The sequence below is a fragment of the Amycolatopsis sp. NPDC051371 genome (assembly GCF_040682155.1).
Taxonomy (GTDB): domain Bacteria; phylum Actinomycetota; class Actinomycetes; order Mycobacteriales; family Pseudonocardiaceae; genus Amycolatopsis.
This window is the reverse complement of the sequence record NZ_JBFBAG010000065.1, coordinates 47,097-57,235: the sequence shown is the minus strand read 5'-3', so window position 1 is coordinate 57,235 and position 10,139 is coordinate 47,097. Positions and strand designations below refer to the sequence as shown.

General features: G+C 71.7%; 8 protein-coding genes. 5 read left to right on the top strand and 3 right to left on the bottom strand.

Annotated features, from left to right (window positions below; genetic code table 11):
• Positions 1-138: 138 nt before the first annotated feature.
• Positions 139-1,677 (bottom strand): NAD(P)/FAD-dependent oxidoreductase, encoded by a 1,539-nt coding sequence (locus tag AB0M59_RS47810; RefSeq protein WP_364629128.1) that lies wholly within the window; start codon positions 1,675-1,677, stop codon positions 139-141.
• A 272-nt stretch (positions 1,678-1,949) separates the two neighbouring features.
• On the opposite strand from AB0M59_RS47810, the gene AB0M59_RS47805 reads away from it, so the two are divergent.
• The 3 genes from AB0M59_RS47805 to AB0M59_RS47795 all read left to right on the top strand — a co-directional run bounded on the left by AB0M59_RS47805 (position 1,950) and on the right by AB0M59_RS47795 (position 6,142).
• Positions 1,950-2,939: an RIO1 family regulatory kinase/ATPase gene (locus tag AB0M59_RS47805; protein ID WP_364629125.1), complete on the top strand. Its 990-nt coding sequence runs from the start codon at positions 1,950-1,952 to the stop codon at positions 2,937-2,939.
• Positions 2,940-3,264: 325 nt separating this feature from the next.
• Positions 3,265-4,869 carry a DEAD/DEAH box helicase gene (locus tag AB0M59_RS47800; protein WP_364629122.1) on the top strand — a complete coding sequence of 535 codons (1,605 nt, stop codon included), beginning with the start codon at positions 3,265-3,267 and terminating at the stop codon, positions 4,867-4,869.
• Between the two features lie 97 nt (positions 4,870-4,966).
• Positions 4,967-6,142: an 8-amino-7-oxononanoate synthase gene (locus tag AB0M59_RS47795; protein WP_364629120.1), complete on the top strand. Its 1,176-nt coding sequence runs from the start codon at positions 4,967-4,969 to the stop codon at positions 6,140-6,142.
• Positions 6,143-6,315: 173 nt separating this feature from the next.
• Here AB0M59_RS47795 and AB0M59_RS47790 read toward each other — a convergent pair whose 3' ends face one another.
• Both AB0M59_RS47790 and AB0M59_RS47785 read right to left on the bottom strand, forming a co-directional pair.
• Positions 6,316-6,750 carry a GNAT family N-acetyltransferase gene (locus AB0M59_RS47790; protein WP_364629118.1) on the bottom strand — a complete coding sequence of 145 codons (435 nt, stop codon included), beginning with the start codon at positions 6,748-6,750 and terminating at the stop codon, positions 6,316-6,318.
• 18 nt (positions 6,751-6,768) lie between these two features.
• Positions 6,769-7,584 carry a serine protease gene (locus AB0M59_RS47785; protein WP_364629115.1) on the bottom strand — a complete coding sequence of 272 codons (816 nt, stop codon included), beginning with the start codon at positions 7,582-7,584 and terminating at the stop codon, positions 6,769-6,771.
• 186 nt (positions 7,585-7,770) lie between these two features.
• Between AB0M59_RS47785 and AB0M59_RS47780 the strand changes: the two genes are divergently transcribed.
• Positions 7,771-8,643, top strand: coding sequence for a M15 family metallopeptidase (locus tag AB0M59_RS47780; protein WP_364629112.1), 873 nt, complete (start codon positions 7,771-7,773; stop codon positions 8,641-8,643).
• 96 nt (positions 8,644-8,739) lie between these two features.
• Positions 8,740-10,134 (top strand): mycothione reductase, encoded by a 1,395-nt coding sequence (locus AB0M59_RS47775; protein WP_364629110.1) that lies wholly within the window; start codon positions 8,740-8,742, stop codon positions 10,132-10,134.
• Positions 10,135-10,139 lie beyond the last annotated feature (5 nt).

Here is a 10,139-nt window from a genome sequence, read left to right as displayed (position 1 = left end):
CCAGCCAGCACGATCACGCACGCCCACCACCCACCACAAGATCAACAACCCGGCCTCAAGATCACCACAAAACACATCGGTGGATCCAGGTCCGAAGACCTGAATGACTCATTCAAGACGTTGGGGCCTCAGTCCGCCTCACTCCGCCCGCGCGCCCAGTACCGCCATCGCCGCGTTGTGGCCGGGGATGCCGCTGACACCACCTCCCCGCACCGCTCCCGCGCCGCACAGCAGCACGCGTTCGTGCCCTGTCTCCACTCCCCACTTGCCCGCCTGCGCCGGGTCCGCGGCGAACGGCCAGGCCAGATCGCGGTGGAAGATGTGCCCGGCCGGCAGGCCCAGCTCGGCCTCCAGGTCGAGCGGGGTCTTCGCCTCCAGGCACGGCTTCCCGTCCGGCCCGGTCAGCAGGCAGTCCTCGATCGGCTCGGCCAGCACGCTGTTCAGCGAAGCCAGCGTCGCGCGCAACGCCGCTTCGCGCGCCTCTTCGTTGCGTCCTTCGAAGAGGCGCGCCGGCATGTGCAGGCCGAACAACGTCAGAGTGTGCACGCCCGCCACGCGTTCGGCCGGGCCCAGGATCGACGGGTCCGTGAGGGAATGGCAGTAGATCTCGCACGGCGGCAGCGTGGGGATCTTCCCCGCCGCCGCCTCGCGGTAGGCCGTCTCCAGCTGGGTGAACGTCTCGTTGACGTGGAACGTGCCGCCGAACGCGTCGGCTGGGTCGACGTGCGGGTCGCGCAGCTTCGGCAGCCGCGACAGCACCATGTTCACCTTGAGCTGCGCGCCTTCCGGCCGTTCCGGTGGCTCCTCGCCCAGCAGCCGCGCCAGGGTGGCCGGCGCGACGTTCGCCAGGACGTGCCCGCCGTGGACGACGTGTTCCGCGTCGTCACGGCGGTAATGCACCTCGCCGTCCGGGTCGACCGACAGCACCTCCGCCCCGGTCACGAGCCGCGCGCCCGCCGCGGCGGCCACCGCCGCGAGCGAGCCGGTGACCGCGCCCATGCCGCCGACCGGGACGTCCCAGTCGCCGGTTCCGTTGCCGATGACGTGGTAGAGCAGGCAGCGGTTCTGGCGCAGGTCCTCGGCGCCGGCCGCGGCGAACGTGCCGATCAGGGCGTCGGTGAGCACGACGCCGCGGACGGTGTCGTCGCCGAACCACGACGTGAGGGTCTCGCCGATCGGCCGCTCGAACAACACCGACCACGCCTCGGTGTCGCCCACTCGCGAGCGGAAGTCCACTTCGGACAGCAGTGGCTCGGTGAGGGTGCCGAAGACGCGTTCGGCGACACCGCCGGTCAGCTCGGAGAACCGGCGCCACGCGGCGAAGTCCGATGTGGACCCGGTGACCGCGCGGAACGACGCCGCCGTCCGGCCGTCGTCGCCCGTGTCGACAAGGAGACCCGAGTCGCCCGTGGGGGTGTAGGACGACATCCGGCGCCGCTTCAGCCGCACGTCGAGGCCGAGGTCGGCCACGATCTTCTTCGGCAGCAGGCTGACCAGGTAGGAATAGCGCGAAAGCCGGACGTCGACGCCGTCGAACGCGCGGAACGACACGGCGGCGCCGCCGGTCTCCCCGCGCCGTTCGAGCACGAGCACCGACCGGCCCGCCCGCGCCAGGTACGCGGCCGCCACCAGCCCGTTGTGACCACCGCCGACGACCACGACGTCGTAGGAATCCATCCACCCCTCCTCGGTGAGCCTGCCCCTTCATCGTGACCACGCCCGCCGGCGGAATTCAAGGAAAGCGCACGAACGGTCCTTTCGCGCTATTCGGTTGCGCGGCCCCGGACCGGTCCGGCAAGCTGAAGCGCAACCGGCAGGGAGCCGGGGTTCGAGAGCCGGGAGGTGCCTGTCGTGATGGATGTCCGGGCCTGCTCGCGCCCTCACCCACCCGCCCCCCGAGGCTGATCACGCGCCCGGTGGGGCATCCCTGACCAAGGAGAAACCCACCAGTGCGCCAGCACGATTTCGACGACTTCGACCTCTTCGACGAACGCCCCGCCCGCCGCGGCACGCGGTTCGAGGAGGAGACCCGCGAACGGCCCGACCGCCGGGCGCGGTACGAGGACGAACCCGAACCCACCCGCCGCGGACGGCTCACCGAAGGCGAACGCGTCCGGCTCGCCAAGCTCCGCGACGACGCCTACACCGAAAACCAGCTGCCGGACGACGCCGACCGCTGGTCCACCTGGGACGACGCCGAACACGGCCCGCTCCCCCGGCCCGACTGGGTCGTCACCGAGCTCGCCGCCGTCGACACCGACCTCGGCGTCCTCAAGACAGGCAAGGAGGCCGACGTCCACCTGCTGCGGCGCGGCCTGCCCGGCACCCCCGGCACGCTGCTCGCCGCGAAGCGCTACCGCAGCGACGAACACAAGCTGTTCCACCGCGACGCGGGCTACCTCGAAGGACGGCGGATGCGCCGCTCCCGCGAGTCCCGGGCGATGGCGCAGCGCAGCGCGTTCGGCCGCAACCTGATCGCCGAACAGTGGACCGTCGCGGAGTTCGGCGCGTTGAGTCGCTTGTGGACGCTCGGCGCGCCCGTGCCGTACCCGGTGCAGCGCAACGGCACCGAGCTGCTCCTCGAGTTCCTCGGCGAGGACGACGGGACGGCCGCACCGCGCCTGGCCCAGGTGCGCCCGGAACCGGACGAGCTGACCGACCTGTGGTTCCAGGCCACCGCGGCGCTGGAGCTGCTCGCCTCGGAAGGTCTCGCGCACGGCGACCTCTCGGCGTACAACCTGCTCGTGCACCGGGGCCGGCTGGTGGTGATCGACCTGCCTCAGGTGGTCGACGTCGTCGCCAACCCCGGCGGCGTCGAATTCCTCGCGCGGGACGTGCGCAACCTCGCCGGCTGGTTCCACGGCCGCGGTCTCGGCGAGCACGTCACGAACGTCGACGAACTGCTGGCGGAGCTCGTTTCCGCGGCCGGGCTCGGGTGAATCCGCGGCGGCGTCGCGGGTGTGGTGTGGAACACGCCTGCGACGCCGCCCACAACCGGTCACCTCCATGCGGGGGACCAGGCCACCCTCAGGTACTATCGATTCAGACCGCAACCGGCGGCGTGGATGAGTTGGTGTCCGTCGCCTCCAGAGCCACCGATTGGCTCGCGGTGATCCGCAACCCCCAAGCGGCGCGCAGTGTCGGAAAGCGCAAGACACAGTGTGCCGGGTCCGTCCCTGTGAACGCCCACTGCACACCATCTTGCCCTGCCTGCGCGCAGGGAGCCCGGGCCTCCTTGTGACGAACCATGTCCGAGAGGCATTTGTGACCGTCACGTTCAACTCCGGCCCTTCCTCGACGTCCGCGCACGCGGACCGTCCCGACCGTCGGCCGCGTCAGCGCCCCGCCGGTGGGGACATGCTGCGCGACGACGCGGTCGAGACTGTGGCCACCAAGACCTTCGCCCAGCTGGGCCTGCCGGAGCCGCTGCTCCGCGCGCTGGCCGACGCGGGCATCACCAGCCCCTTCCCGATCCAGTCCGCGACCATCCCGGACGCCCTGGCCGGCCGCGACGTGCTGGGCCGCGCCCAGACCGGTTCCGGCAAGACCCTCGCCTTCGGCCTGGCCATGCTGGCCCGGCTCGCCGACGGCAAGGCCCGCCCGAAGCGCCCCCGCGCGCTGATCCTGGTCCCGACCCGCGAGCTGGCCATGCAGGTGGCCGACTCGCTGACCCCGCTGGCCAAGTCGCTCGGCCTGTGGTGCCGCACGGCTGTCGGCGGCATGGCCTTCGCCCGCCAGGCGGACGCGCTCTCCCGCGGCGTCGACCTGCTGATCGCCACCCCGGGGCGGCTGTCGGACCACGTCCGGCAGGGCACCGCGAACCTGGGCGACTGCAACTTCATCGCGCTCGACGAGGCCGACCAGATGGCGGACATGGGCTTCATGCCGCAGGTCCGCGAGATCATGGACCTCACCCCGCCGGGCGGGCAGCGGCTGCTGTTCTCCGCGACGCTCGACGGTGACGTCAACCGCCTGGTCCGGCAGTACCTGACCGACCCGGTCACGCACTCGGTCGCGCCGTCGACCGCGAGCGTGACGACCATGGACCACCACGTGCTCCAGGTCTCGCACCAGGACAAGCAGGACGTCATCACGCAGATCGGCGCCCGCGAGGGCCGCACGATCATGTTCGTGCGCACCAAGCACCACGTCGACCGCCTCGCCGAGCGGCTGCGCGAGCAGGGCGTGAACGCGGCGGCGCTGCACGGTGGCAAGACGCAGGGACAGCGCAACCGCGTCCTCGCCGACTTCAAGGAAGGCCACACCCCGGTGCTGGTCGCCACGGACGTCGCCGCGCGCGGCATCCACGTCGACGACATCTCGCTGGTGCTGCACGTCGACCCGGCGGCCGACCACAAGGACTACCTGCACCGCGCGGGCCGCACGGCGCGCGCCGGGGCGTCCGGCGTCGTCGTCACGGTGGTCACCAACGACCAGCGCCGCATGGTCAAGCGGATGACCGACCGGGCCGGCGTCCGCGCCGAGTCCACGATGGTCCGCCCGGGTGACGAAGCGCTGTCGCGCATCACCGGTGCCCAGGAGCCCAGCGGCGAGCCGGTCATCGAGCGGCGGCGCGAGAGCCCGCGTCGCGGTGGCGGCGGCGGTGGCTTCCGCGGTGACCGCGGTGGCTACAGCCGGGGCGGCGACCGCGGCGGGTACAGCCGCGGCGAGCGCAGCTACGGCGACCGTGACCGCGGCAGCAGCAACGGCAGCGCCGACCGCGGTGGCGACCGTGGGGGCTACAGCCAGGGCTCCCGCGAGGGTGGTCGTCCCGGCGGCTTCGGCGGCCGTGGCCGTCAGCCCCGCACGGGCAACGGCGGTGGCTACGGCCGCCCGAGCCGTGGCCCGCGTCGCGGCTACGACAGCTGATCCTTTTTTTCGGAAGCCCCGGACCGCGGTCCGGGGCTTCCGACGTTTCCGGGCCCGCTTCCCGGCCGCGCGCGGCCCGGATGGGAGACTGCGGGACGTGACTACGCCGCCGACGCTCCCGCCCGACGAGGTTTTCGACTGGCTCGACACCGAGGCGGAGAAGCGGGCGAACGCGGGGCTCGTGCGGCAGCTGCGGCCGCGTCCCGCGAAGGCGGACGAGCTCGACCTGGCCGGCAACGACTACCTCGGGCTGGCCCGCGACAAGCGCGTCGCCGGGGCTTCCGCGGCCGCCGCACTGCGCTGGGGCGCCGGGTCGACCGGGTCACGGCTCGTCACCGGGTCGACCGAGCTGCACACCGAGCTGGAGCTGGAGCTCGCCCGGTTCTGCGGCGTGCAGGCAGCGCTGGTGTTCTCGTCCGGCTTCGCCGCGAACCTCGGGGCGGTGACGGCGCTGTCGGGGTCCGAGTCCGCGATCGTCACCGACAAGTACATCCACGCGTCGCTGATCGAGGGCTGCCGGCTCTCGCGGGCCGACGTCGCCGCCGTCGCCCACGCGACGCCGTCGGCGATCAAGAACGCGCTGGCGACCCGGCGGAAGCCGCGAGCGCTGGTGGTGACCGACTCGGTGTTCTCGGTCGACGGTGACCTCGCCCCGCTCGAGGAGCTGGCCGGGATCTGCCGTTCGCACGGCGCGGCGCTGCTGGTGGACGACGCGCACGGCTTCGGCGTCCTGGGTGACGGCGGCCGCGGGGCGGTCCACGCGGCCGGGCTGTCGGGCGCGCCCGACGTCGTCACGACGTTGACGCTGTCGAAGTCCCTCGGTGCCCAGGGCGGGGCGGTGCTGGGGCCGCGTCGCGTGATCAAGCACCTGATCGACACCGCCCGCAGCTTCATCTTCGACACCGCTCTGGCGCCCGCGAGCGCCGCCGCCGCGTTGGCCGCGTTGCACGCGCTGAAGGAAGAGCCGGGGCTGGCGGAGAAGGTGCTCGAGAACGCCGGCAACCTGGCGATGTCGTTGAAGGCGGCCGGGCTGAAGGCGAGCGTGCCGGACGCGGCCGTGATCTCGGTTCAGGCGCCGTCCGCGGAGACGGCCGTCGCCTGGGCGGCGGCGTGCGCGGAACAGGGCATCCGGGTCGGGTGCTTCCGGCCGCCGTCGGTGCCGGACGGGATCTCACGGCTGCGGCTGACCGCGCGGGCCGACCTCACGGAGTCCGATGTGGACCGCGCGGTGAAGGTGATCACGGCGACGGCTCCGCGCGGCGCGACCGTCTGAGGCGTAGCTGGACGGTCGGTTCGTGTGATCGGGGGCCGATCTCGCGTGATCCGGGCCGGAACTCGCGTGATTGAAGACGGAACTCGCGTGATCGGGCGGGCTTCTCGCGTGATCGGGGGAGGCATCACGTGTGATTGGAGGGGCATCACGCGTGATTGGGGGGTCGGCTCGGGTTACTGCGGGAGGCGGCGCATGCGGATGTGCGGGATTCCGTCTTCGTCCGTGTATTCCGCGCCTTCCGCGACGAAGCCGTAGCGCGCGTAGAAACCCTGGACGTACGTTTGCGCGTCCAGGACGTACTCGCCCGGGGTGAGCAGGACCGCGTCCATCAAGCGCGCGGCCAGGCCGCGGCCGCGGGCGGATGCCGCCGTCACCACGCGGCCGATGCGGCGGACGCCACCCGGATCGGCGAGCACCCGCAGGTACGACGTGACACCGTCGGAGTCCTCGAACCACAGGTGACGGGTGTCCGGCCGCAGGTCACGGCCGTCGAGCTCCGGGTACGCCGCCTTCTGCTCCACCACGAACACGTCCACGCGCAGGCGGAGGATGTCGTGCAGCTGGGCGGCGGTCAGCTCGGGCCCGGTCGCGTCGTGCAGGGTCGGCATGCCCCCTGCTTATCACGCTCAGCCGAGGATGCGCGGCTTGGCCTGGGCCTCGATGTCGTCGGTGTACGCCGAAACGCGCGTGTAGACGCCCGGCTTGCCCGCCTTGCCGCAGCCGTCGCCGAAGGACACGATCCCGATCAGCGTGTCGCCCACGACGAGCGGGCCGCCGGAGTCGCCCTGGCACGCGTCGACGCCGCCCTCGGCGTAGCCCGCGCAGACCATCGTCTTCTGGTCGTACACGGAGTAGTCGGACCGGCAGGCGCTGTCCGAGACCACCGGGACCTGGGCGCTGCGCAGGTAGTCGGACCGGTCGCCGCCGTCGGCGACGCGACCCCAGCCGAGCACCGTCGCCTGGGTGCCTTCGCGGTACGAAGCCGCGTCACCGGTGCCGGGCAGCTTCGCGGGCCGGTAGTCGAGCTGGCCGCGGACGGTCATGACCGCGATGTCGTCGCCCTGCGTGGGATCGTTGTAGCCCTTGCTGATCCAGACCTTCGAGACGCTCAGGACGTCACCCTCGCCGGTGCGCTTGTCCTCCCGGCCGGCCACCACGCGGACGTCCTGCTTGGCGACCGCCTTGGCGCAGTGCGCCGCCGTCGCGACCGCCGTCGAGCTGACGATCACCGCGCCGCAGAACTGGTTGCCGCCCGCGTCGGTCAGGTACACCGCGTACGGGTGGTCCGAGAGCGAGGCCTTGTCGCCGCCCACGATCCGCGGCTGGTCGGCGGACGCCGGGTCCGCCGACGCCGTGCCGACCACGACCGGGACGGCCACCGCGGCGACCGCGAGGAGCGCGCCGCTCGCGAGCAGCAGGAATCGGCGGGACTTCACGGACATGGGACGTTCCCCCTCTTTCACCAAATCAACACGAGCAAGACCAGCACAAGACGAAGCACTCGGCACCCGGATGACTCCGGTGCGTGAACGAGCGGCGCTGAATACCCTAATCGGAGTGGGCCCGAAACGGTGTCACTGAAACGGGTGGACTCCGCGCTCACCGAACGCTTCTGTCAAGCTGCTTCGATGCGACGGACAGCGGCGGCGGCTTTCGGGGCGCTCATGGCCTTCACGCTGGCCGCCTGCTCGTCGGAGGCACCCTCCGCCCCGCGGCCGGTGGCCGCGACGCCGATCTCGACCACCGTGGCCAAACCCCCCGCGCCGGTGAATCCGGCGCCGCCGGCCACGTCGAAGACGCCCGCCGTCACCTGGCAGGTGGGTGCCCGCCCGCTCCCCCTCGGTGCCGGCGGCTTCGGGAAGGTCGAGCCGACGCCACCCGAACTGGTGAACCGGGCACTTCCGACAAACGACGTCTTACCGCCGCCGACCGACGGCGACTACCACGCGACCGCCACCGCCGTGCCCGCCGACGTCCTCGCGCGCAGCACCTGGCAGGCCGCCTGCCCCGTCAAAGCAGGCGACCTGCGCTACCTGACGATGTCGTTCTGGGGCTTCGACGGCCGCGCGCACACCGGCGAGATGCTGGTCAACGCGAAAGGCGCCGCCGGGATCACCAAGGTCTTCGGACAGCTCTTCGAGGCGCACTTCCCCCTGGAAGAAATGCGCGTGACCAGTCCCGCCGAGCTGACCGCGCCGCCGACCGGCGACGGCAACAGCACCAGCGCGTTCGTCTGCCGCCCGGCACGCGGGCAAACCAGCTGGTCGGCGCACGCGTACGGGCTCGCGGTGGACGTCAACCCGTTCTGCAACCCCTACACCCAGGGCGATCTCGTGCTGCCCGAGCTGGCCTCCGCCTACCTCGACCGCTCGCGCCGCCGGCCGGGCATGGTGCTGGCGGGCGACGCGACCGTGCGCGCGTTCGCGGCGATCGGGTGGAGCTGGGGCGGTGCCTGGACCAGCCCGAAGGACCGGATGCACTTCACCGCGACCGGCCACTGACCACGTAATACGACGTTAAGCACAGGCGGGAACACCCGCCTCGCACCGGCGGTTGGCTAGGGTGAATCGACCGGAACCGAGCCCGCGGAGGATGCAGTGCCCCACTACGACCTGGTGATCGTCGGGACGGGGTCGGGGAACTCCATCCTCGGCCCGGACTTCGCCGGCAAGAAGACGGCGATCGTGGAGAAGGGCACCTTCGGCGGCACCTGCCTGAACGTCGGCTGCATCCCGACGAAGATGTTCGTGTACGCCGCCGACGTCGCGTACACGCCTTCGCACAGCGCGAAGTACGGCGTCGACGAAGAGCTGAAGGGCGTGCGCTGGCGCGACATCCGCGACCGCGTCTTCGGCCGGATCGACCCCATCGCCGCCGGTGGCGCGGAGTACCGCCGCAGCCACGAGGACAACAAGAACGTCGACGTCTTCGAAGGCACCGGCCGCTTCACCGGGCACAAGGAGCTGCGCGTCAGCTTCGCAGACGGCCGTCCCGACGAGGTGCTGACTGCCGACAAGTTCGTGCTGGCCGCGGGCGGGCGCCCGGTCATCCCCGACATCCCGGGCCTGAGCGACGTCGACTACCACACGTCGGACACGGTCATGCGGCTCGACGAGCTGCCCGAGCGGATCGTCATCCTGGGCGGCGGGTACATCGCGGCCGAGTTCGCGCACGTCTTCGCGTCGTTCGGCGTGCGGGTCACGCTGGTCAACCGCTCCGGGCGCCTGCTGCGCTCGGAGGACGAGGACGTCAGCGCGCGCTTCACCGAGCTGGCCACGGAACGCTTCGACGTCCGCCTGGAGCGCAAGACCGTGCGGGCGCGCAAGACCGACACCGGTGTCGCGCTGGACCTCGAGGGACCGCACGGCGCCGAGACCGTCGAGGCCGACCTGCTGCTGATCGCCACCGGCCGCAAGCCCAACTCCGACCTGCTCGACGTCGCCGCCACCGGAGTGACCACAATGGACAGTGGGCACGTCGTGGTGGACGACTACCAGGAGACCGTGGTCGAAGGCATCTACGCGCTCGGCGACCTCTCGTCGCCGCACGAGCTGAAGCACGTCGCGAACCACGAATCCCGCGTGGTGCAGCACAACCTCGTGCACCCGGACGAGCGGATCACCGCCGACCACCGGTTCGTGCCGCACGCGGTGTTCACCCACCCGCAGGTCGCCTCCGTCGGGCTCACCGAGCAGAAGGCGCGTGACCAGGGCGTCTCCTACGTGACCTCGAAGCAGGACTACGCCGGGATCGCGTACGGCTGGGCGATGGAGGACACGACCGGCTTCGCGAAGCTTCTCGCCGACCCGGCGACCGGCAAGCTGCTCGGCGCGCACATCATCGGGCCGCAGGCGTCGTCGGTGATCCAGCCGCTGATCCAGGCGATGAGCTTCGGCCTGGACGCGCGCGCGATGGCACGCGGGCAGTACTGGATCCACCCGGCGATGCCGGAGCTGATCGAGAACGCGCTGCTCAACCTGCCCCTGGACTGAGTCAC